Source organism: Nocardioides sp., from assembly GCF_030019515.1.
GTDB lineage: Bacteria > Actinomycetota > Actinomycetes > Propionibacteriales > Nocardioidaceae > Nocardioides.
Map to the genome: position 1 here is coordinate 265,738 of NZ_JASEEQ010000001.1, position 21,049 is coordinate 286,786.

The window sequence follows — 21,049 nt, forward strand, 5'->3', positions numbered from 1 at the left end:
GGCACGGCGAGCGGCCGGTGCGAGATGCCGCGGCGGTCAGCCGACCGCGCGGTCGCCCGTCCAGTACTGCGCCCGCAGCGCCTTCTTGTCCGGCTTGCCCAGCCCGGTCAGCGGGAGCGAGTCGGCGACGACCACCTGCTTGGGCGCCTGCACGGAGCCCTTCCGCTCCTTGACCATCTCCTTGATCTCCGCGGTCATCCGGCTGATCGCCTCCTCGTCGCGCGGCGCGTCGGAGCGCAGCACGACGATCGCCGTGACGGCCTCGCCGAACTTCTCGTGCGGGGTGCCGATGACCCCGACCTGGGCGACCGCGGGGTGGGCGGCGACGACGTCCTCGACCTCGCGCGGGAACACGTTGAAGCCGCCGGTGACGATCATGTCCTTGGTGCGGTCGACGATGTACCAGAAGCCGTCCTCGTCCTCACGAGCCACATCGCCGGTGTGCATCCAGCCGCCGCGGAAGGTCTCCCCGGTCTCGTCGGGCAGGTTCCAGTAGCCGCCGGCCACCAGGGGGCCCGCCACGCAGATCTCGCCGGGCTCGCCGACCGGGACCGGGCGGCCGTCCTCGTCGAGCAGCGCGGTCCGGATGAACGCCGAGGGCCGACCGCACGAGGCGAGCCGGCGCTGGTCGCCGCCCTCCTCCAGTGCCTCCGCGTGGTCTCCCTTGGGCAGGTATGTGATCGCCATCGGTGCCTCGGACTGGCCGTAGTACTGCGCGAAGATCGGGCCGAAGCGGCCGATGGCCTCCTGGAGCCGGACCGGGTTGATCGCCGATGCGCCGTAGTACACGGTCTCCAGCGAGGACAGGTCGCGGGTCCGGCTGTCCGGGTGGTCCATCAGCGCGTAGAGCATCGACGGCACCAGCATCGTCGCGGTGATCCGCTGCTCCTCGATCGTGCGCAGCACCTCGGCCGGGTCGAACTTCGCAAGCACGTAGAGACAGCCACCCTTGAGCACGGTCGGCACGAAGAACGCCGCGCCGGCGTGCGAGAGCGGCGTGCACATCAAGAACCGCGGCGCCTCCGGCCACTCCCACTCGGCCATCTGGATCTGAGTCATCGTGTGCATCTGCCGCGAGGTCCCGATCACGCCCTTGGGCTTGCCGGTGGTGCCGCCGGTGTAGGTGATCGAGACGATGTGGTCGGGCGCGAGGGTCACCGCCTCGAGCGGCGCCGGGTCGAACGACGCGGCCGCCGCGTTGAGGTCGTAGCCGACGTGGCCGAGCTCCTCGGGCACCGGGCCGATCGTGAGGACCTTCTCCAGCTTGGGGCAGCGCTCGAGCAGCCCGAGCGTGCGCTCGACGAACATCGGGACCGGGTCGATCGTGATCGTGGTGATCTCGGCGTCGTTGATGACGTAGGCGTGGTCGTCCAGGGACCCGAGCGGGTGGAGCGACGTACGCCGGTAGCCCTGGGTCTGCCCGGCCCCGAGGATGAACAGCACCTCTGGTCGGTTGAGCGCGAGCAGGGCGCCCGCGGTCCCCCGGCCGGCGCCGAGCGACTCGTAGGCCTGCACGTACTGGCTCATCCGCTCCGCGGCCTGGCCCCCGGTGATGGTGGTCTCGCCGAGGTGCATCACGGGCTTGGTCCGGTGCCGCTTGAGCGCGGAGACCATGAGGTGGCCGTTGTGGGTCCCGAGTCGCAGGTCGTCCGTCATGAGGCGAGAGTAGAACGTGTTCCAGTTCCGGGCAACGGCCGGACCGGCTACCGGAGCCGGATCCTGGTCACCAGGCGCGGGTGGTCGGACCCGGCGTTCCCCTCGCTGTGGGCCCGGCGGGCGCGCACGCCCCGGGTGTCGCGGTAGAGGTGGTCGAGGCCGGTGCGTCCGCCCTGCCTCCTGATCGGGTCGAGGCCGGGCAGGTCGAGGTAGCGCACCCGGTTGAAGTCGCCGCACGCGAGGACCGGGATGTCGCGGTCCGCCCGTCGCAGCTCTCGGCGCAGCACCCGGGCGTGTTCGCGCCAGTTGCGCTGCCGCATCTGCTTGAACGGCTTGCGCCGGCCGTTCCAGGCGCCCTGGACCAGGTGGGTGTTGTAGATCGCGACCAGACGCCCGGTCCGGCTGTCGCGCAGCACGGTGCGGGAGATGAAGCGCGGCGGCGAGTAGGACTTCACTCGCGGCGCGGCCTGGACCGTGTCGGCGTCGACCAGGCTGAACCGGGCCGCGCGCCAGGACGTCGGGACCTGGCCGGCGACGCCGGGCTCGATGTAGTGGTCGTAGTCGCGCAGGCTCCTCAGGAGCTTCTCCTTCGACTGCGGCAGCGCGACCTCCTGCCAGCAGATGATGTCGGCGAAGCCCGTGAAGCGCCCGTGGCCCCGGTGGCTGTTGTGGGTGCCGAACGTGAACGCGGCGCTCTCGGCCCGCTGGGGGCTGGCGGAGGTCGGTACGACCGAGGCGGTGGCCAGGAGGACGGGGACCAGCGTGAGGAGCGCGACCCACAGCGGCGCGCGACGGGACAGGCGAGGCACGGGAACCTTCCGGACGGGAGGAAGCGGCGCGTCGTCGCGCCCGAGACTCCTCCAGCATCGGCAGGTCCGGGCGAGACCTGAATCCGGCGAGCGGGTGCTCCCGCTCACAACCGGTCCGGGTCAGGCTCAGGCGAGCAGCTCGGCGACCGAGCGCACCTCCGCCGGCGAGCCGAGGCTGAGCATCAGCGTCGTCACGCCGGTCTCCTCCCACTGGGCGACCTTCTCGCGGACCTCGCCCGCCGTGCCGATGATGTGCATGTCGTCGACGAGCTCGTCGGGGATCAGCGCGGTGGCGCGCTCCTTCTCCCCCGCGAGGTACAGCGTCTGGACCTCCGCGGCGAGGTCCTCGTAGCCCATCCGGACGAACACCTGGTTGTGGAAGTTGGCCTCCTTCGCGCCCATCCCGCCCATGTAGAGCGAGACGAACGGCCGCATCGCGTCGAGCACGGCCTGCTTCTCGTCGGCGCCGGAGACCACCTGGAGGTGGCAGGTCGCGGCGATCTCGAAGTCGGAGCCGCCCTGCCACGGAGCAGAGTGCCGCGCGCCGGGCCGGGCGAACCCCTCGTCGAGCCAGGGCCGGTACATCCCGGCGGACTTCGGCGTGTAGAAGATCGGGATCCAGCCGTCGGCGATCTCCGCGGTCTGCGCGACGTTCTTGGGCCCCTCGGCGCCCAGCCAGATCGGGACGTCGGCCCGCAGCGGGTGCACGATCGGCTTGAGCGGCTTGCCGAGCCCGACCGAGCCCTCGCCGGCGTACGGCAGCGGGTAGTGCGGGCCGTCGCTCGTCACCGGCGCCTCGCGGGCGAGCACCTGGCGGATGATGCCGACCACCTCGCGGGTGCGCGCGAGGGGCTTGGCGAACGGCTGGCCGTACCAGCCCTCGACGACCTGCGGGCCGCTGACGCCCATGCCGAGCACCACCCGGCCGCCGGAGAGGTGGTCCAGGGTGAGCGCGTGCATCGCGATCGAGGTCGGCGTCCGGCCCGACATCTGCACGATCGAGGTCCCCAGCCGGATCCGCGACGTCTCGCGACCCCACCAGGCGAGCGGGGTGAACGCGTCGCTCCCCCACGCCTCGGCCGTGAACACCGCGTCGAACCCGGCCTCCTCGGCCGCGGCGACCAGCTCGCCGACGCCCTGCGGGGGCTGCGCTCCCCAGTAGCCGAGCTGCAGTCCCAGCTTCATCGATCGGTCTCCTCAGGGTCAGATTTCGTTGATCGAGCTTCACATGGCGGTCACTGAGCTTGTCGAAGTGTAGAACGTGTTCTAGTTTCAGACCATGGCACGAACACTGTCAGCACCGGTCACCGTAGCGTTCGACTACACCCGCTCGACCGGACCGGTGCTCGGGCGCTTCCTCACCGGGCTGCGCGACGGCAAGGTCCTCGGCGGCCGCACGTCCGAGGGCCGGGTCGTGGTGCCACCACCGGAGTTCGACCCGGTGACGCACGCGGCGATCGACGAGTTCGTCGAGGTCGCGCCGACCGGCACGGTCACGTCCTGGACGTGGGTCCCGGAGCCGGTCAAGGACCAGCCGTTCGACCGGCCCTTCGCGTTCGCGCTGGTGACGCTGGACGGCGCGGACGCCCCGCTGCTGCACGCGCTCGACGTCACCGCCCCCGACCAGGTCTCCACCGGGATGCGGGTGCGGGTGCGCTGGGCGGACGAGCGGGTCGGCGCGATCACCGACATCGCGTGCTTCGAGCCCGTCGTCGGGCTCGATGGAGTCGAGTCCGACGACCCCGGGCCAGATCGAGCGCGACCGCAGCCGAGGAACGAGGCTGCGACGGAGCGGTCGAGACCCACCGACGTGAGCGGCGTCGTCACTCCCGTGTCTCTCGACTACCTCTACGCCGCCAGCCCCGAGGAGAGCGCCTTCTACCGCGGCCTCAACGAGGGCCGGATCCTCGGCCAGCGCTGCCCGAGCTGCCAGAAGGTCTACGTCCCGCCGCGCAGCGCGTGCCCGTCCGACGGCACACCGACCGCCGAGGAGGTCGAGGTCTCGCAGACCGGCACGATCACGACGTTCTGCATCGTCAACGTGCCGTTCCTGGGCCAGAAGATCACCCCGCCCTACGTGTCGGCGTACGTGCTCCTGGACGGCGCCGACATCGCGGTGCTCCACCTGATCCTGGGTGTCGAGGCCTCGGAGGTCCGGATGGGCATGCGGGTCGAGGCGGTCTGGAAGCCGGAGGAGGAGTGGCAGTACTCGCTGGAGAACATCGACCACTTCGAGCCGACCGGCGAGCCGGACGCCGACTACGAGTCCTACCGGCACCACCTCTGACGCGACGACCGAAGGGCGAGTGAGATGAGAGACGTTGCGGTCGTGGGCTTCGCCCAGCGACAGATGGAAGTGTTCGACGGGTCGCCGACCTGTGTGGAGCTGCTGGTCCCGCTGTTCGCGGAGTGCTACGAGCAGACCGGCTGGACCCGACGGGACATCGGGTTCTGGTGCTCGGGCTCCTCGGACTACCTGGCCGGGCGGTCGTTCTCGTTCGTGTCCGCGGTCGACGCGATCGGCGTGATCCCGCCGGTCAACGAGTCGCACGTGGAGATGGACCTGGCCTGGGCCATGTACGAGGCGTGGCTCAAGATCCAGACCGGCGAGGTCGACACCGCGCTGGTCTACGCGTTCGGCAAGGCGTCGGCCAGCGTGCTGCGGCGCAGTCTCGCGCTCCAGCTCGACCCGTACACGATGACCCCGCTCTGGCCGGACACCGTCTCGCTCGCGGGCCTGCAGGCGCGCGCCGGGATCGACGCCGGGGTCTGGGACGAGCGGGCGATGGCCGAGGTGGCCAACCGCTCGCTGACCGACGCCGAGAAGAACGAGTACGCGATCCGCAAGGGCGGCTCGTCGGTCGAGGAGCTGCTGTCCCGACCCGTGTACGCCGACCCGCTGCGCAAGCACGACTGCTCCCCCGTCACCGACGGCGCGGCGGCGATCGTGCTCGCGGCCGGTGACCAGGCGCGCGAGGTGCGCGACCGGCCCGCCTGGATCGAGGGACTGGCGCACAACATCGACCCGATCAGCATCGGCACCCGCGACCTGACCCGCGCGCCATCGGCGGCCCGCGCGGCCGCGGCGGTCGACCTCGACGGCGTCGAGCTCGCCGAGCTGCACGCGCCGTTCAGCCACCAGGAGCTGATCCTGCGCCGCGAGCTGGGCCTGGCCGACGACGTCCGCGTCAACCCGTCGGGCGGCGCCCTGACCGGCAACCCGATGTTCTCGGGCGGCGGCATCCGGATCGGGGAGGCGGCCTCCCGGATCTGGTCCGGCGAGGTCGGCAGGGCCGTCGCGCACGCGACGTCCGGCCCGGCCCTGCAGCAGAACCTGGTCTGCGTCCTGGGCTCGACTACTGAAGGGGCAAGCAACTGATGGCCAAGCAGCCCGCAGCCGTGGTCGGGGTGGGCCAGACCCACCACCGCGCCAAGCGCGAGGACGTCTCGATGGCAGGCCTGTGCCGCGAGGCGATCGACCGCGCCCTGCTCGACGCGAACCTGACCCTCGACGAGATCGACGCGATCGTCGTCGGCAAGGCACCCGACCTGTTCGAGGGCGTGATGATGCCCGAGCTGTTCCTGGCCGACGCGCTCGGCGCGGCCGGCAAGCCGCTCCTGCGCGTGCACACCGCGGGATCGGTCGGCGGCTCGACCGCCATCGTCGCCTCCTCCCTCGTCCAGGCCGGCGTGCACAAGCGGGTCCTGACCGTCGCCTTCGAGAAGCAGTCGGAGTCGAACGCGATGTGGGCGCTGTCGGTGCCGCTGCCGTTCAACATGCCGGTGCACGCCGGCGCGGGCGGCTACTTCGCCCCCCACGTGCGCTCCTACATCCGCCGGTCCGAGGCGCCCACCCACGTCGGCGCGATCGTGGCCGCGAAGGACCGGCAGAACGCGCTCAAGAACCCCTACGCCCACCTGAAGAACCCGGACACCACGGTCGAGTCGGTGCTCGCCTCGCAGATGCTGTGGGACCCGATCCGCTACGACGAGACCTGCCCGTCCTCCGACGGCGCGTGCGCCCTGGTGATCGTGGACGAGGACACCGCCGCCGCGTCGCCCAACCCTGCGTGGATCCACGGCACCGTGATGCGATCGGAGGCGACCACCGCCGCCGAGCGCGACCAGGTGAACCCGCAGGCGTCGCGCGACGCGGCCGCAGTCCTCTGGAAGCAGGCCGGCATCACCAACCCGATCGAGGAGATCGACGCGGCCGAGATCTACGTGCCGTTCTCCTGGTTCGAGCCGATGTGGCTGGAGTCGCTCGGCTTCGCCGAGGCGAACGGCGGCGGCTGGCGGCTCACCGAGTCCGGCGCGACCGCGATGGACGGGAGGCTCCCGGTCAACTGCTCGGGCGGGGTGCTCTCGTCCAACCCGATCGGCGCCTCCGGCATGCTCCGCTTCGGCGAGGCCGCGCTCCAGGTGCGCGGGGCCGCCGGGGAGCACCAGGTCGACGGCGCTCGGCGGGCCCTCGGCCACGCCTACGGCGGCGGGTCGCAGTTCTTCGCGATGTGGGTCGTCGGGTCCGAGAAGCCCTCCAACTGACGGGCTACAGTCGCTGCATGGGTGACGTCCTCGCATTCCCGGTCCCCCCGCAACGCTCCCCCGTCCCCCGGCCCGAGCCGGAGCCGCTGTGGCGCGAGGCGGTGGGGCACGAGCTGCGCGAGGAGCGGCGTACGACGGGACGCACCCTGGCCGACGTCGCCGGACGAGCCGGCGTGTCCACGCAGTACCTCTCCGAGGTCGAGCGCGGCCGCAAGGAGCCGAGCTCGGAGGTGCTCGGCGCCGTCGCCGGGGCCCTCGGCCTGCGTCTGGTCGACCTGACCTCGCGGGTCAGTCGGCGCCTGAGCCGGATCAGCGGCCCGGTCTGCCTGGCGGGCTAGCGGGGACGCGCCAGCGGACCCGCTGATGGTGGTCGAGCGAGCGGCGCGACTGAGCTGGCGAGGTCGCGACCCGCGTGTCGAGACGGGATCAGTACCCGGGGAAGACCTTCCGCAGGTCGTCCAGCGTCACGTTCCCGGTGACCTGGACCTCCTCGGGCGTGTGCTCCGGCTTCAGGCGTCCGCTCAGCAGCCGGACCACGGCCTCCTGCGGGCCGTCGAAGGTCGCGGTGGGGTCCGCGAGCCCCGTCCTCAGGGCGACCTCGTCGGCGATCTCGATCGCACCGCCTCCCGGGATCGAGACCCGGGCCGGCTCGGCCAGCTCGTCGGCCCTGGCGGCGAAGCCGAGCAGGAACGAGACCGGCCCGGCGAGCAGCTCCAGGACGAGGGTCGCGGAGTCCGGGTTGACTCCCGCGGCCGGGTCGAGGCCCACCCGGACGTCCCAGGCGTGGGCGGAGACCTCGTTGAGGCGCATGCCGAGCGCGACGACCAGCGGCACCGGCTCGGGCAGGAATCCGAGGTCGACGATCAGGGACTCGCGCTGCTCCGGGGTGAGCGACTCGATCGTGTCCAGGTAGGCCTGGCCGTGGCGGACGAACCCCGCGGCCTGGTCGACGGGGCCGGCGGCGTCCCACCGCGCCCAGATCGACTCGTTGTCCTCGTCCGGCACCGACTCGCCCAACGCGCGGGCGATCGGCAGACGGCCGATCTCAGCGCCGCTGCCCAGGTGCGAGAGCACCTGCGCGATCGTCCACTCCGACGCGCCGCTGGGGCCCGCCAGCTGCTCGTCGGTGAGGTTCGGGAGCAGCGTCGTCAGTGAGTCGTGCTCGGCTCGGAGGGCGACGATGGTGCGGTCCGCGAGTTCGCTCATGCCTGCGCCAACCGCTCAGGCGACGACTTTCTTCCGGCTGTCCAGGACGGCGTCGGCCAGCCCGTACGCCACGGCCTGCTCCGCGGAGAGGACCAGGTCCCGGTCGGTGTCCTCGCGCACCTGCGCCACCGAGCGCCCGGTGTGCTCGGCGAGGATCTCCTCCATCGCGGCGCGCAACCGCACGATCTCCTTGGCCTGCAGCGCGAGGTCCGGCAGCGTGCCCTGCGCACCGCCGGAGGGCTGGTGCAGCACCACCCGTGCCCGGGGCAGCACGGTCCGGCTCCCGCGCTCGCCGCCGGCGAGGAGCACCGCCGCCGAGGAGGCGGCCTGGCCGACGCACGTCGTACCGACCGCCGGCCGGATGAACTGCATGGTGTCGTAGATCGCGAGCATCGCGGTCACCGAGCCGCCGGGTGAGTTGAGGTACAGGCTGACCGGCTGGTCGGGCGCCTCGGACTCCAGGTGCAGGAGCTGCGCGATGACCACGTTCGCCACCCCGTCGTCGATCTCGGTGCCGACGTACACGATCCGGTCGGTCAGCAACCGGCTGTAGATGTCCACAACCCGCTCGCCACGCACGGTCCGCTCGACCACGCTGGGGATGGTGTAGCTGCTCACCGCGCTCACCTCGGCCCGAACGACGGGGCCGGGCGCGCGGGCGTCACCGCGGACACGTCGGTCAGGACCCGGTCCACGAAGCCGTAGTCGCGGGCCTGCTCGGCGGTGAACCACCGATCCCGCAGCGAGTCCCGCTCGATCACCTCGACCGGCTGGCTCGTGTGCTCGGCGATCAGGCCGATCATCACGTTCTTGGTGTGCTCGAGGTTCTCGGCCTGGATCTCGATGTCGATCGCGGTGCCGCCGATGCCGGCCGAGCCCTGGTGCATCAGCACCCGCGAGTGCGGCAGCGCGTACCGCTTGCCGGGGGTGCCGGCCGAGAGCAGGAACTGGCCCATGCTGGCGGCCAGCCCCATCGCCAGGGTGCTGACGTCGTTGGGGATCAGCCGCATCGTGTCGTAGATGGCCAGGCCGGCGCTCACCGAGCCGCCCGGCGAGTTGATGTAGAGCGCGATGTCGCGCTTCGGGTCCTCCGCCGAGAGGAGGAGCAGCTCGGCGCAGAGCTTGTTGGCGATGTCGTCGTCGACCTGCTGGCCGAGCACGATGATGCGCTGGTGCAGCAGGCGGTCGGCCGCGGACGGGCCGGCGAGGGAGGGCGTCTGGGTCATGGCCCGAGCCTGCGGCGTACGGCGTCGCGATCCCAGCGGATCCGCTGTCGGCGGATCCGCCCTCAGCAGAGGAGCCACCCGTCCGCTGGATAGGGTCGCCCCCATGATCGAGCTCCGCACGCCCGCCCAGATCGAGCAGATGCGCCCGGCCGGCCGGTTCGTCGCCGACGTCATCACCGCGCTCGCCGAGCGCGCCGCCGTCGGCGTCAACCTGCTGGAGCTGGACGCGCTGGCGCACCAGATGATCCGCGACCGCGGCGCCGAGTCCTGCTACATCGACTACCACCCGTCCTTCGGCGCCTCGCCGTTCGGGAAGGTGCTGTGCACCTCGGTCAACGACGCGGTCCTGCACGGCCTGCCGCACGACTACCGGCTCGCCGACGGCGACCTGCTCAGCGTCGACTTCGCGGCGAGCGTCGACGGCTGGGTGGCCGACTCCGCCCTCAGCCTGGTCGTCGGCACGCCGCGCCCGGAGGACCTCGAGCTGATCGAGGTGGCCTCGCGAGCGCTGGACGCCGGCATCGAGGCCGCGCGACCGGGCAACCGGCTCGGCGACGTCTCCGCGGCGATCGGCGACGTCGCGCGTGCGGCGGGGCTGGGGATCAACCTCCAGTTCGGCGGGCACGGGGTCGGCCGGACGATGCACGGCGAGCCGCACGTCTCCAACGACGGCCGTCCCGGGCGCGGGCTGAAGCTGCGCCCGGGCCTGGTGATCGCGATCGAGCCGTGGTTCCTGCACACCACCGACGAGATCTACACCGACGACGACGGCTGGACCCTGCGCAGCAAGGACGGGTCCCGGGGCGCGCACATGGAGCACACGGTGGCGATCACCGCGGACGGCCCCGTCGTGCTCACCGCACGCGGCTGAGCGGCGCCCCGGTCAGGCGTACCGGACCTGCAGGTCCTTGATCCCGTTGACCCAGGAGTGCCGCAGCCGCTTCGGCTCGGCGAGCTTGGTGATGTCCGGCGCGTAGTCGGCGATCGCGTTGAAGATCGCCCGCATCTCCTGGCGGGCCAGGTTGTGGCCGAGGCAGTAGTGGGCACCGTGTCCACCGAAGCCCAGCTGCGGGTTGGGGTCACGCAGGATGTTGAACGTGTACGGGTCCTCGAACACGTCCTCGTCGAAGTTCGCGCTGGCATAGAACAGCGCGGCGCGCTGGCCCTTCTTGAACTGCACGCCCCCCAGCTCGACGTCGTTGAGCGCGGTGCGCTGGAAGACGCTGACCGGGGTGGCCCAGCGAACGATCTCGTCGACCATCGTCGCCGGCCGGTCGTTCTTCCAGATCTCCCACTGCTCGGGGTTGTCGAAGAACGCGTTCATGCCGTGGGTGATCGCGTTGCGGGTGGTCTCGTTGCCGGCGACCGCCAGGAGGATCACGAAGTAGCCGAACTCGTCGTCGGTCAGGCCACGCTCGCCCTTGTGCGCGTTGATCAGCTTGGTGATCAGGTCGTCGCGGGGGTTGGCCTGCCGGTCGGCGGCCAGCATCATCGAGTAGCCGAGGATCTCGGCCGCGGCGACGTCGTTCTCGCCGGCGAAGTCCGGGTCCTCGCCGGCGAGCATCTGGTTGGACCACTCGAAGAGCTTGTGCCGGTCCTCCTGCGGGACACCGATCAGGTCGGCGATCGCCTGCAGCGGGAGCTCCGCGGCGACCTCCTCGACGAAGTTGCCGGTGCCGCGGGCGACGGCCTCCTTCATGATCGCCGTGGCCCGCTGCACCATGGTGTCCTCGAGCTCGGCGATCGAGCGCGGGGTGAAGCCGCGCGAGACGATCCCGCGGGTCGCAGTGTGCTCGGGCGGGTCCTGGTTGATCAGGATCACCCGCTGGAGCTCGACCTGCTCGCGCGCCATCTCGCCGGGGAACCGGATGATCGCGCCGTTCTCGTACGTCGACCAGTTCTTGCTGTCCTTGGAGATCGCCGCGACGTCCTCGTGGCGGGTGACCGCGTAGTAGCCGGTGCCGGCCTCCGCGGCGAAGCCGCTGCGCGGCTCCCACGGCTGCTCGATCCAGGTGATCGGAGCCTTCTGCCGGGCGGCCCGGAACTGCTCGTGCGGGATCGCCTCCTGGATCAGGTCCGGGTCGGTGAAGTCGAAACCCTCGGGGAGGACGTCGGATGCGGTCACTGGAGCTCCCTCAGCTGGCTGGCTGGAACACGTTCTAGTGACAGAGACTACATACCGGAAGTACGCAGGGGAAGGTTGTCCAGGATAAGAACGTGTTCTAGTTTTGTGCCATGGGCACCCCTGTGATCGTCGACGCCGTCCGCACCCCCCTCGGCAAGCGCAACGGCTGGCTCGCCGGCGTGCACCCCGCCGTACTGCTCGGCTTCGCACAGGCGCAGGTGCTCGCCCGCGCCGGGGTCGACTCCGACCTGGTCGAGCAGGTGGTGGGCGGGTGCGTCACCCAGGCGGGAGAGCAGTCCAACGACATGGTGCGCCGCGCGTGGCTGCACGCCGGGCTCGCCCAGCACACCGGCGCGACCGCGGTCGACGCGCAGTGCGGGTCCGGCCAGCAGTCGGCCCACCTGGTCCACGACATGGTCGTGGCGGGCACCATCGAGGTCGGGGTGGCCTGTGGGGTCGAGGCGATGTCGCGCATCCCGCTCGGCGCCAACGTCCCGCCCGGCCTCGGCGACCCCCGCCCGGACGACTGGACCATCGACATGCCGAACCAGTTCGAGGCGGCGGACCGGATCGCCCGCAACCGCGGCATCACCCGCGCGGACCTCGACGCGTTCGGCCTGGCCTCCCAGCAGAAGGCCCGGGTCGCGGTCGACGAGGGGCGGTTCAAGCGGGAGATCGCGGCGTACGACGCCCCCGTGCTCGACGAGTCCGGCACTCCCACCGGCGAGACCCGGCTCGTCGACACCGACCAGGGCCTGCGGGAGACCACCCTCGAGGGACTGGCGGGCCTGCGCACCGTGCTGCCCGACGGGCTGCACACCGCCGGCACGTCCTCGCAGATCTCCGACGGCGCGTCGGCGGTCCTGATCATGGACTCCGACCGGGCGCACGCCCTGGGGCTGACCCCGCGGGCACGGATCGTCACGCACTGCCTGGTCGGCTCCGACCCGTACTACCACCTCGACGGCCCGATCGACGCGACCCAGCGGGTCCTCGACCGGGCCGGCATGGCGATCTCCGACTTCGACCTCTTCGAGGTCAACGAGGCGTTCGCCTCGGTCGTGCTGTCCTGGGCCGGCCACCACCGCGTCGACCTCGACCGGGTCAACGTCAACGGCGGCGCCATCGCGCTCGGGCACCCCGTGGGCTCCACCGGCACCCGCCTCATCACCACCGCGCTCCACGAGCTCGAGCGCCGCGACGCCACCACCGCCCTGATCTCCATGTGCGCCGGCGGTGCGATGGCGACCGGGACGATCCTCGAGCGGATCTGAGGGGTCGGGCGGCTTTGCGGCTTGGCCAGTTTCATCGGCCGGCCGATGAAACTGGCGCCTACGCCCCGTACACCGGCTCGGGGGCAGGCGCGGCGGCGAGCAGGTCACGCAACGCGGGACCGACCTCGGCCGCCTCCCACCTGCGGCCGAGGTCGTTCGACGGGCCGTGCGCCCAGCCGGTCTCGACGGTGATCGTCGAGCCGTCGATCTCGATCACCCGACCGGTGACGTCGCCGGCCTCCGCCGAGGCGAGCCACGCGACGATCGGGGAGTTGTCCTCGGGCAGCGCCATGTCCGAGGTGTCGAACGCGCCCTCGGTCATCCGGGTCCGCGCGACCGGGGCGATCGCGTTCACGGTGACGCCGTAGCGGCCCAGCTCCTGGGCGGCGACCAGCGTCAGGCCGGCGATGCCGGCCTTCGCCGCGGAGTACGTCGCCTGGCCGACCGAGCCCTGGAGGCCGGCGCCCGAGGAGGTGTTGACGACCCGGGCGGCGCGCTCACGGCCGGCCTTGGCCTCGGCGCGCCAGTAGGCACCCGCGTGCCGCAGCGGCGCGAAGTGGCCCTTGAGGTGGACCCGGATCACGGCGTCCCACTCCTCCTCGGCGGTGGTCACCAGCATCCGGTCGCGCACGAAGCCGGCGTTGTTCACGAGGATGTCCAGGCCGCCGAAGGTCTCGATCGCCTGGCGAACCATCGCCTCGGCCTGGGCGAAGTCGGCGACGTCGGCGGTGTTGACCACCGCCCGGCCACCGAGGGCCTCGATCTCGGCGACGACCGACTCGGCCGGCGTCTCCCCCGTGCCCTCGCCGGCGAGCGAGACGCCGTAGTCGTTGACGACGACGGCCGCACCGTGCCGCGCGAGCTCGAGCGCGTGGGCGCGGCCGATACCGCGGCCCGCACCGGTGACGATCGCGACGCGACCCTCGAGGAGTGTCATGGCAGTCCCTTCTGGACGATCAGGAAGGCGGGCGGCTCCCCCCCGCCGTGACAGGCGACGGTCGCGCCCGAGACGTACGACGCCAGGTCGCTCGCCAGGAAGGCGGCGACGTTGCCGACCTCCTCGGGCCGGGCCATCCGGCCGAGCGGGATGGTCTGCTCGATCGCCGCGACTGAGGCGTCGTCGCCGTAGTGGTCGTCGGTCTGCTCGGTCCGGCACAGCCCGACGTCGATCGCGTTGACGCGCACCCGGGGCGCCCACTCCATGGCGAGCGACGCGGTGAGCGAGTCGAGCCCGGCCTTGGCCGCGCCGTACGCCGCGATGGTCGGCGCCGGGCGGTTGGCGGAGACCGAGGAGATGTTCACGATCACGCCGCCGGCCTCCTGCTGCTGCATGACCGCGTTCGCGGCCTGGGCGCAGATCAGCGGGGCGAGCAGGTTGAGGCCGACGATCGCCTCATGGAGCCGCGGCGAGGCGGTCGCGGCGTCGCTCGCCGGCGCTCCCCCGGCGTTGTTGACCAGGATGTCGAGCCCCCCGAAGGACGACACGACCGAGGCCACCATCGCCTGCACGGCGTCGGGCTCCCGGACGTCGCACACCCGGTGCGTCGTCCCCGGGGCGGGCTCGACCTCCGAGCGCGAGCAGGTGACCACCGACGCACCGGCGGCCAGGAGCGACCTGGTGATGCCGAGGCCGATCCCCCGCGTCCCGCCCGTGACGAGCGCGACGCGTCCGGAGAGGTCCACCGTCAACGTCATGCTGCTACCCTACCAAGCACTTGCTTGGTTTCGACAGGCTCCGCCGACGTGAGGACGCCATGCCCATCACCTCCGAACTGCGCCCGGACGGGATCCGGGTGGTGACGATGGACCACCCTCCGGTCAACGCGCTGACCGTGCAGGGCTGGTACGACGTCGCCGCCGCGCTCGACGAGGCCGGCCGCGATCACGACACGAAGGTCGTCGTGCTGCGCGCCGAGGGGCGCGGCTTCAACGCCGGGGTCGACATCTTGGAGATGCAGAACACCGCCGGGTTCGACGCGCTGATCGGCGCGAACAAGGGGTGCTTCGCGGCGTTCAAGGCGGTCTACGAGTGCGCGGTGCCGGTCGTCGCCGCGGTCAACGGCTTCTGCCTCGGCGGCGGCGTCGGCCTGGTCGGCAACGCCGACTGCGTGGTCGCCAGCGACGACGCCTACTTCGGGGTGCCCGAGGTCAAGCAGGGCGCGCTCGGCGCCGCCACCCACATGGCGCGCCTGGTGCCGCAGCACCTGATGAGAACCCTCTACTTCACCGCGCGAACCATCAGGGCCGCCGACCTGGTGCAGTTCGGGAGCGTGCTCGAGGTGGTCCCCCGCGACCGACTCGACGACGCCGCGCTGCAGGTCGCCGGCGAGATCGCCGCGCACGACACCCGGGTGATCCGGGCCGCCAAGGAGTGCCTCAACGGGATCGACCCGATCGACGTGAACAAGAGCTACCGGTTCGAGCAGGGCTTCACGATGGAGCTCAACCTCGCCGGCGTGAGTGACGAGCTGCGCGACACGTTTGTGGATCGGCATCGCGAGGGCACGGACCAGGCAGCCAAGAAGGGCTCGGAGTGACCAAGGGACCACGCGACAAGCAGATGTCGCTCGACGAGGTCGTCGGCGAGCTGCAGGACGGCATGACCATCGGCATCGGGGGCTGGGGCTCGCGCCGCAAGCCGATGGCGCTGGTGCGCGCCATCCTCCGCAGCGACCTGAAGGACCTGACGATCGTCAGCTGGGGCGGTGCCGACGTGGGTCTCCTCGCCCGGGCCGGGAGGATCCGCAAGCTGGTCTTCGCGTTCGTGTCGCTCGACTCCGTGCCGCTGGAGCCGAACTTCCAGCGGGCTCGCCAGGAGGGCGCGATCCCCGAGGTCGTCGAGCTCGACGAGGGCATGTTCCAGGCCGGGCTCCGGGCCGCCGCCGAGCGGCTGCCGTTCCTGCCGATGCGTGCGGGGCTCGGCACCGACGTGCTGGTCAACCAGCCGTGGATCAGGACCGTCACGAGTCCCTATGCGGACGGCGAGGAGCTGGTCGCCGTACCCGCGCTGAGGCTCGACGTCGCCCTGGTGCACCTCAACCGGTCCGACCGGCACGGCAACGCGACCTACCTCGGCCCGGACCCGTACTTCGACGACCTGTTCGCGATGGCCGCCGACCGCACCTTCGTCTCCTGCGAGCAGGTGGTCGACACCGCCGGGCTCACCGTCGACACCCCCGTCCAGCGGCTGCTGCTCAGCCGGATGCTGGTCAGCGGCGTGGTCGAGACGCCCCATGGCGCCCACTTCACGACCTGCACACCCGACTACGAGCGCGACGAGAGGTTCCAGCGGGCGTACGCCGCGGCGGCGTCCGGCAGCGACGAGGACTGGGCGGCGTTCGAGTCCCGGTTCCTCGCCGGCGACGAGGCGAGCTACCAGGCCGCGGTCCGCTCCTTCGGGGAGGAGCAGGCATGAGCGACCCCAGGAACGGCAGCACCCGCGCGGACGTGTGCGCCGCGGCGATCGCGGACGCGTTCAGGGACGACGGCGAGATCTTCGGCAGCCCGATGGGGCTGCTGCCGATGCTCGGCGTCCGGCTGGCCAAGCTGACCAGCAACCCCGACCTGGTGATCTCCGACGGCGAGTCGCTGTTCCTCGCCGGCGTCCCGCCGCTGTTCGGCACGGGTGACGTGGTCGAGGGCTGGATCCCGTTCCGCAAGGTCTTCGACGTGGTCGCGCACGGGAAGCGGCACGTGATGATGGGCGCCACCCAGGTCGACCGGCACGGCAACCAGAACATCTCGGCCATCGGCGACTGGGCCCGGCCGAAGCGCCAGCTGCTCGGCAGCCGCGGCGCGCCGGGCAACACGGTCAACAACCGGACGTCGTACTGGGTGCCGAGGCACTCCCCCCGCGTGTTCGTCGAGCGGGTCGACATCGTCACCGGGGTCGGGCCGCGGCTCGCCCGGGAGGCCGGCCCCGCGGCCGCCCGCTACAACGACATCCACCGGATCGTCAGCAACCTCGCGGTGCTCGACGTCCAGGGTCCCGACGACACGGTGCGGCTGCTCAGCGTCCACCCCGGCGTGAGCGTGGAGGAGGTACGGGCGGCGACCGGCTTCGAGCTCGACGCGCCCGCCGACGTGCCCACCACGCGCGAGCCGACGACCGAGGAGCTGATCCTGATCCGCGAGGTGCTCGACCCCGAGGGACTGCGCTTCAGGGAGGTCCCGGATGGCGACTGAGCAGCTGCTCCGCACCCCGCTCACCGACCTCGCCGGCGTCCGCCACCCGGTGGTGCAGACGGGCATGGGCTGGGTGTCCGGCCCGCGCCTGGTCAGCGGCACCGCCAACGCCGGCGGCCTCGGGATCCTCGCCGGCGCCACCATGACGATCGCCGAGCTGGAGCAGGCGATCATCGAGGTCAACGGCCGCACCGACCAGCCGTTCGGCGTCAACCTCCGCGCGGATGCCGCCGACGCCCCCGACCGCTGTCGGCTCCTCGTCGACCACGGCGTCAAGGTGGCGTCGTTCGCCCTCGCGCCGAAGCCCGAGCTGATCGCGAACCTGAAGGAGCACGGCATCGTCGTGATGCCCTCGATCGGCGCCGCCAAGCACGCGGTCAAGGTCGCGTCCTGGGGCGCGGACGCCGTGATGGTGCAGGGCGGCGAGGGCGGCGGCCACACGGGCCCAGTGCCGACCACGCTGCTCCTCCCGAGCGTCCTGGACGCCCTGCGCGACGCCGGGAGCGAGATCCCCGTCGTGGCGGCGGGCGGCTTCTTCGACGGCCGCGGGCTCGCGGCCGCGCTGTCGTACGGCGCGGCGGGGATCGGCATGGGCACCCGGTTCCTGCTGACCCGGGACTCGGCCGTCCCCGACGCCGTCAAGCAGCTCTACCTCGAGCGGGGGCTGACCGACACGGTCGTCACCGCGAAGGTCGACGGGATGCCGCACCGGATGCTGCGCACCGACCTGGTCGCGCAGCTCGAGGAGAGCAGCTCGCTCAAGCGCCTCGGCCCGACCGTGCGGCGCACCGTCGAGTTCAAGCGCAGCAGCGGCATGACCTGGCTCGGCCTCGCGAAGGACGGCCGGTCGATGCGGAAGGCGCAGGGTCGCACCCTGGGCCAGATGGCGCTCGCCGCGAACACGCCGACGATGCTCAGGGCCGGCCTGGTCGAGGGCGACACCGGCGCGGGCGTGCTGGCGAGCGGCCAGGTGGTCGGCGTGATCGACGACCTGCCGACCTGCGAGGAGCTGATCGACCGCGTGGTCACCCGAGCCGCGGACGAGCTGCGCCGCGCCGCGTCGTACGTGCGCTGACGATCTAGCTGCCCGGGACGAGCCCGCGCGGGGGCGCCCACTCGCCGGTCGTGCGGAGCTCCTCGTAGATCGCGTACTCCGGGGCGAAGAACTCGTCGAGCCGGGCCCGCATCGTGCGGCTCAGATCAGGCTCGGGGCGCACGGTCGACTTGTTGTCCGTCCGTACGTCGATCCCGCCGCCGACCTTCGCGCCGATCCAGGTCTGCCAGACCTCCGGCTGCTCGAGTGCGAACAGCCGGTCGACCCCGAGGTCGAGGCGGTCGCTCAGCGCGACGAACCGGGCCGGTCGACCGCGCAGGGTGCCCGGCCGGGGGTCGCCGTCGACGTACCGTCCGACGAACTCCTCGAAGCTCAGGTCACCGGTGTACTTCGCGGCGTCCTCCTTCGCGAGCGCAGGGCGCTGGCGGTAGCGCCACCACGACTCCAGCCACGCGGTCGGCTCCCGGAACAGCGAGACCAGCTCGTAGTCGTCGCGCTCGTAGCCCGCGTTGCGCAGCACCGGGACGATCAGGGTGTGGAAGGACCGGCAGTTCATGTGCTTGAGCCGCGGGTTGATCCGCAGCAGCAGCTCCGCATGGCCCTGCAGGGAGCGCACCAGCGAGGTCGAGGCGCACTTGGGCATCGACAACAGCACGAAGCCGTGGGCCGGAAGCCCGATCATCTGGTCCCCTGTCGCCGATCTGCCGGACGCCGGGCAGCCTACAGGGGCGGGAGTTCACCCTTCGTTCGCCCGATCGACCGTCACCCCGGGGCGCGGCGGGCGTTGGGCCGGGCATGTGCGACGGCCACCACCACCACGCGACGCTGCCCTGCCGACCGCTCACCCGGCGAGCGACGATCGCGGCGGGCGCGGGCCTGCTGCTGGCCTCGTCGGTCGGCACCGCCACGGGGGCGATCGCGGGCACGGGTGCCGCCCGCACGTCGCGGCTCGGCCGAGGGACCCGCCTCGTGCACGCCGACCTGCACAACCACACGCTGCTCTCCGATGGCGACGGCGACCCGGGGCTGGCGTTCGACTCGATGCGCGCCGCCGGGCTCGACGTCGCCGCGCTGACCGACCACGCGACGCTGTCCGACAACGTGCTCGGCGACGCACTGACCGGGATCCTGCCGCCGGAGTACACCCAGCTCGCCGGGCTCACGCCCGGCGGCTGGGCGCGGACGCGGGAGTACGCCGACGCCGCGAACCAGGACGGCGCCTTCACCGCGATCCGCGGCTTCGAGTGGTCCGAGCCGCTGCTGGGCCACGTGAACGTCTGGTTCACCGAGCACTACACCGATGTCCTCCAGGCCGGGCTGATGCAGCCGCTGCTGGAGTGGTTGCGGCGCGAGCCGGGGCTGGTCCTGGACGGCGGCGCGGACGGGCTGGCCGGGTTCAACCACCCGGGCCGCGAGCCGGGGCGCTTCCAGGAGTTCACCTACGACGAGCGGGTCTGCGACCAGGTCGTGTCGCTGGAGATGTTCAACCGCCGCGACGACTTCCTGTTCGAGGGCTGGGCCGACGACAGGTCGTCTCCCCTGGTCGCCTGCCTCAACGCGGGCTGGCGCACCGGCATCACCGGGGTCACCGACGAGCACGGCACCGACTGGGGCCACCCAGAGGGCAAGGGCCGCACCGGCCTGTGGGTCCGCGAGCACTCGCGGGCCGGCGTGAAGGATGCGATGCGGGCGCGGCGGTTCTTCGCGACCCGTACGTCGGGGTTGCGGGTCGATGCGATCGCGGCGACGCCCGCCGGCACCGTGCGGCGGATGGGGTCGGAGCTGCCGCTGCGGGCCGGGACGGTCCGGTTCCGGCTGGACCTGGCGCGCGACACCTCGTGGATCGGGCGGCCGCTGACCGTGCAGGTGCTGCGGCCCGGCACGGACGCGCCCACCGTCACCCACGTCGCGGAGTTCCGGGTCGGTCCCGTCGTGGACTTCGCCGTACCCCTCGACGTCGCGGACGGCGACTGGGTGCTGCTGCGGGTCGCCGACCCCAGCCAGCCCAACGCCACGCCCGGGCCCGACGGACATCCCTGCAACGACCTCGGCGTCGCCTACACCAGTCCGTGGTGGCTGGTGCCCTAGCCTGTGCGTTCGTGAGCACCCTGGGCCGCACCACCCTGCTGTGGATGATCCCCGTCAACCTGGTGCTGGTCGCCTGGGTCTGGATCGGTCGGATCGTGTTCGGCGTCGGCGGGTGGTTCTTCCTGATCTTCCTGGTCTCGGTGGTCCCCGTGGTCCTGGTCGCGCTGCTGGTCACCACGGTCCTCGCCTACACCCAGGACGGCCGGCCGCGCGCGCTCACCGGGCTCCAGGCCTCCGCCCAGGTCGTCACCTGGGGCGGGTTGTTCGTGCTCGGCGCGTTCATGCCCGACTTCGGCGACACCGACGACAGCCGGCTCTCGCTGCTCACCCAGGTGTTCGGCTACTCCGACGGGCTGTTCGACCTGAGCTTCACCATCACGCTCGCCGGCGCGGCGATCGCGCTGGTCGGGTACGTCGTCCTCCTCGGCGCGCTGGTGTTCGCCCGGCGTCCCACGCCCGTGCCCGCGTGACGCGCCCGTCGAGGATCCGGGGACAATGGTGGTCGTGAGCGAGCAGCAAGTCCGGAAGCGCCCCCGGCACCTGATGGACCCCGACAACCTGCGCCGCGAGATCATCCGGCCGACCGGCCCGGGCGTGCTGGCCCTCGAGCCGGTGCAGCGCTGGGTGCTGTCCGTGCTCGCCGCGACCACCATCGGGCACCTGGCCGCCGGACTGGTGATCGCCGCGCTGACCATCGAGGAATCGCGCCCCGGGGCGCAGGTCGGCCTCAGCGTCCTGGCCGGGGCGTTCGGGGTCCTCGCGGTCGTCGTGTCCCGGGTCATCCACCAGAAGAGGTTCCTCTCCCCCTGGCTGCTCCTCGGGCTGGTCCCGGCGATCGTCGGGCTGGTCCTGGTCCGGGGCTGACGCTCCGGGTCGTGGCT

General features: G+C 71.9%; 23 protein-coding genes. 13 read left to right on the forward strand and 10 right to left on the reverse strand.

The features are described from left to right. Positions 1-36: 36 nt before the first annotated feature. The 3 genes from fadD8 to QMC84_RS01305 all read right to left on the reverse strand — a co-directional run bounded on the left by fadD8 (position 37) and on the right by QMC84_RS01305 (position 3,650). On the reverse strand, positions 37-1,656 hold the full coding sequence (gene fadD8, locus QMC84_RS01295) for a fatty-acid--CoA ligase FadD8 (protein ID WP_300370941.1): 1,620 nt from the start codon (positions 1,654-1,656) through the stop codon (positions 37-39). A gap of 47 nt (positions 1,657-1,703) precedes the next feature. Further along, complete coding sequence (locus QMC84_RS01300; protein WP_300370944.1) at positions 1,704-2,465, reverse strand: endonuclease/exonuclease/phosphatase family protein; 762 nt, start codon at positions 2,463-2,465, stop codon at positions 1,704-1,706. A gap of 126 nt (positions 2,466-2,591) precedes the next feature. Beyond that, positions 2,592-3,650 (reverse strand): LLM class F420-dependent oxidoreductase, encoded by a 1,059-nt coding sequence (locus QMC84_RS01305; RefSeq protein ID WP_300370947.1) that lies wholly within the window; start codon positions 3,648-3,650, stop codon positions 2,592-2,594. 94 nt (positions 3,651-3,744) lie between these two features. Here QMC84_RS01305 and QMC84_RS01310 point away from each other — a divergent pair, with 94 nt between their 5' ends. The 4 genes from QMC84_RS01310 to QMC84_RS01325 are packed head-to-tail and all read left to right on the forward strand — an operon-like array spanning position 3,745 to position 7,348. Further along, the gene (locus QMC84_RS01310; protein WP_300370950.1) at positions 3,745-4,752 is read left to right on the forward strand and encodes an OB-fold nucleic acid binding domain-containing protein; all 1,008 of its coding nucleotides are present in this window, start codon (positions 3,745-3,747) and stop codon (positions 4,750-4,752) included. A gap of 24 nt (positions 4,753-4,776) precedes the next feature. Beyond that, positions 4,777-5,844, forward strand: a complete 1,068-nt coding sequence (locus QMC84_RS01315; RefSeq protein WP_300370953.1) for a thiolase domain-containing protein — start codon at positions 4,777-4,779, stop codon at positions 5,842-5,844. After that, complete coding sequence (locus QMC84_RS01320; protein ID WP_300370956.1) at positions 5,844-7,010, forward strand: thiolase domain-containing protein; 1,167 nt, start codon at positions 5,844-5,846, stop codon at positions 7,008-7,010. Before QMC84_RS01315 ends, QMC84_RS01320 begins: the two co-directional genes overlap by 1 nt. 17 nt (positions 7,011-7,027) lie before the next feature. After that, positions 7,028-7,348: a helix-turn-helix transcriptional regulator gene (locus QMC84_RS01325; RefSeq protein ID WP_300370959.1), complete on the forward strand. Its 321-nt coding sequence runs from the start codon at positions 7,028-7,030 to the stop codon at positions 7,346-7,348. A gap of 88 nt (positions 7,349-7,436) precedes the next feature. Here the strand turns inward: QMC84_RS01325 and QMC84_RS01330 are convergent, their stop codons facing one another. Genes QMC84_RS01330 through QMC84_RS01340 form a run of 3 tightly spaced genes read right to left on the reverse strand, consistent with a single transcriptional unit; the run spans position 7,437 to position 9,442 of the window. Next, on the reverse strand, positions 7,437-8,216 hold the full coding sequence (locus tag QMC84_RS01330; RefSeq protein WP_300370962.1) for a maleylpyruvate isomerase family mycothiol-dependent enzyme: 780 nt from the start codon (positions 8,214-8,216) through the stop codon (positions 7,437-7,439). A 15-nt stretch (positions 8,217-8,231) separates the two neighbouring features. After that, entirely contained in the window at positions 8,232-8,834 is a 603-nt protein-coding gene (locus QMC84_RS01335) for an ATP-dependent Clp protease proteolytic subunit (RefSeq protein WP_300370965.1), read from the reverse strand. A 5-nt stretch (positions 8,835-8,839) separates the two neighbouring features. Beyond that, the gene (locus tag QMC84_RS01340) at positions 8,840-9,442 is read right to left on the reverse strand and encodes an ATP-dependent Clp protease proteolytic subunit (protein ID WP_300370968.1); all 603 of its coding nucleotides are present in this window, start codon (positions 9,440-9,442) and stop codon (positions 8,840-8,842) included. 103 nt (positions 9,443-9,545) lie between these two features. Here QMC84_RS01340 and map point away from each other — a divergent pair, with 103 nt between their 5' ends. After that, positions 9,546-10,313, forward strand: a complete 768-nt coding sequence (gene map / locus QMC84_RS01345; protein ID WP_300370971.1) for a type I methionyl aminopeptidase — start codon at positions 9,546-9,548, stop codon at positions 10,311-10,313. A gap of 12 nt (positions 10,314-10,325) precedes the next feature. Here map and QMC84_RS01350 read toward each other — a convergent pair whose 3' ends face one another. Further along, positions 10,326-11,567 (reverse strand): cytochrome P450, encoded by a 1,242-nt coding sequence (locus QMC84_RS01350; RefSeq protein WP_300370974.1) that lies wholly within the window; start codon positions 11,565-11,567, stop codon positions 10,326-10,328. Positions 11,568-11,677: 110 nt separating this feature from the next. Here QMC84_RS01350 and QMC84_RS01355 point away from each other — a divergent pair, with 110 nt between their 5' ends. Next, complete coding sequence (locus tag QMC84_RS01355; protein ID WP_300370977.1) at positions 11,678-12,841, forward strand: steroid 3-ketoacyl-CoA thiolase; 1,164 nt, start codon at positions 11,678-11,680, stop codon at positions 12,839-12,841. Between the two features lie 58 nt (positions 12,842-12,899). Here QMC84_RS01355 and QMC84_RS01360 read toward each other — a convergent pair whose 3' ends face one another. Further along, on the reverse strand, positions 12,900-13,778 hold the full coding sequence (locus tag QMC84_RS01360) for an SDR family oxidoreductase (RefSeq protein ID WP_300370980.1): 879 nt from the start codon (positions 13,776-13,778) through the stop codon (positions 12,900-12,902). Continuing rightward, entirely contained in the window at positions 13,775-14,536 is a 762-nt protein-coding gene (locus QMC84_RS01365; RefSeq protein WP_300370982.1) for an SDR family oxidoreductase, read from the reverse strand. The genes QMC84_RS01360 and QMC84_RS01365 overlap by 4 nt, the downstream gene beginning before the upstream one ends. A gap of 59 nt (positions 14,537-14,595) precedes the next feature. On the opposite strand from QMC84_RS01365, the gene QMC84_RS01370 reads away from it, so the two are divergent. The 4 genes from QMC84_RS01370 to QMC84_RS01385 are packed head-to-tail and all read left to right on the forward strand — an operon-like array spanning position 14,596 to position 18,101. Then, on the forward strand, positions 14,596-15,378 hold the full coding sequence (locus QMC84_RS01370) for an enoyl-CoA hydratase family protein (RefSeq protein WP_300370985.1): 783 nt from the start codon (positions 14,596-14,598) through the stop codon (positions 15,376-15,378). Beyond that, entirely contained in the window at positions 15,375-16,256 is an 882-nt protein-coding gene (locus QMC84_RS01375) for a CoA-transferase (protein WP_300370988.1), read from the forward strand. Before QMC84_RS01370 ends, QMC84_RS01375 begins: the two co-directional genes overlap by 4 nt. Then, the gene (locus QMC84_RS01380) at positions 16,253-17,026 is read left to right on the forward strand and encodes a CoA-transferase (RefSeq protein ID WP_300370990.1); all 774 of its coding nucleotides are present in this window, start codon (positions 16,253-16,255) and stop codon (positions 17,024-17,026) included. Before QMC84_RS01375 ends, QMC84_RS01380 begins: the two co-directional genes overlap by 4 nt. Beyond that, positions 17,016-18,101: a nitronate monooxygenase gene (locus tag QMC84_RS01385; RefSeq protein WP_300370992.1), complete on the forward strand. Its 1,086-nt coding sequence runs from the start codon at positions 17,016-17,018 to the stop codon at positions 18,099-18,101. Before QMC84_RS01380 ends, QMC84_RS01385 begins: the two co-directional genes overlap by 11 nt. A 4-nt stretch (positions 18,102-18,105) precedes the next feature. On the opposite strand, the gene QMC84_RS01390 is transcribed toward QMC84_RS01385, so the two are convergent. Beyond that, positions 18,106-18,762: a hypothetical protein gene (locus tag QMC84_RS01390; protein WP_300370995.1), complete on the reverse strand. Its 657-nt coding sequence runs from the start codon at positions 18,760-18,762 to the stop codon at positions 18,106-18,108. 113 nt (positions 18,763-18,875) lie between these two features. On the opposite strand from QMC84_RS01390, the gene QMC84_RS01395 reads away from it, so the two are divergent. The 3 genes from QMC84_RS01395 to QMC84_RS01405 are packed head-to-tail and all read left to right on the forward strand — an operon-like array spanning position 18,876 to position 21,032. After that, entirely contained in the window at positions 18,876-20,168 is a 1,293-nt protein-coding gene (locus QMC84_RS01395) for a CehA/McbA family metallohydrolase (RefSeq protein WP_300370998.1), read from the forward strand. 11 nt (positions 20,169-20,179) lie between these two features. Then, on the forward strand, positions 20,180-20,638 hold the full coding sequence (locus tag QMC84_RS01400) for a hypothetical protein (protein ID WP_300371001.1): 459 nt from the start codon (positions 20,180-20,182) through the stop codon (positions 20,636-20,638). 25 nt (positions 20,639-20,663) lie between these two features. Then, entirely contained in the window at positions 20,664-21,032 is a 369-nt protein-coding gene (locus QMC84_RS01405) for a hypothetical protein (protein WP_300371004.1), read from the forward strand. Positions 21,033-21,049: the final 17 nt, after the last annotated feature.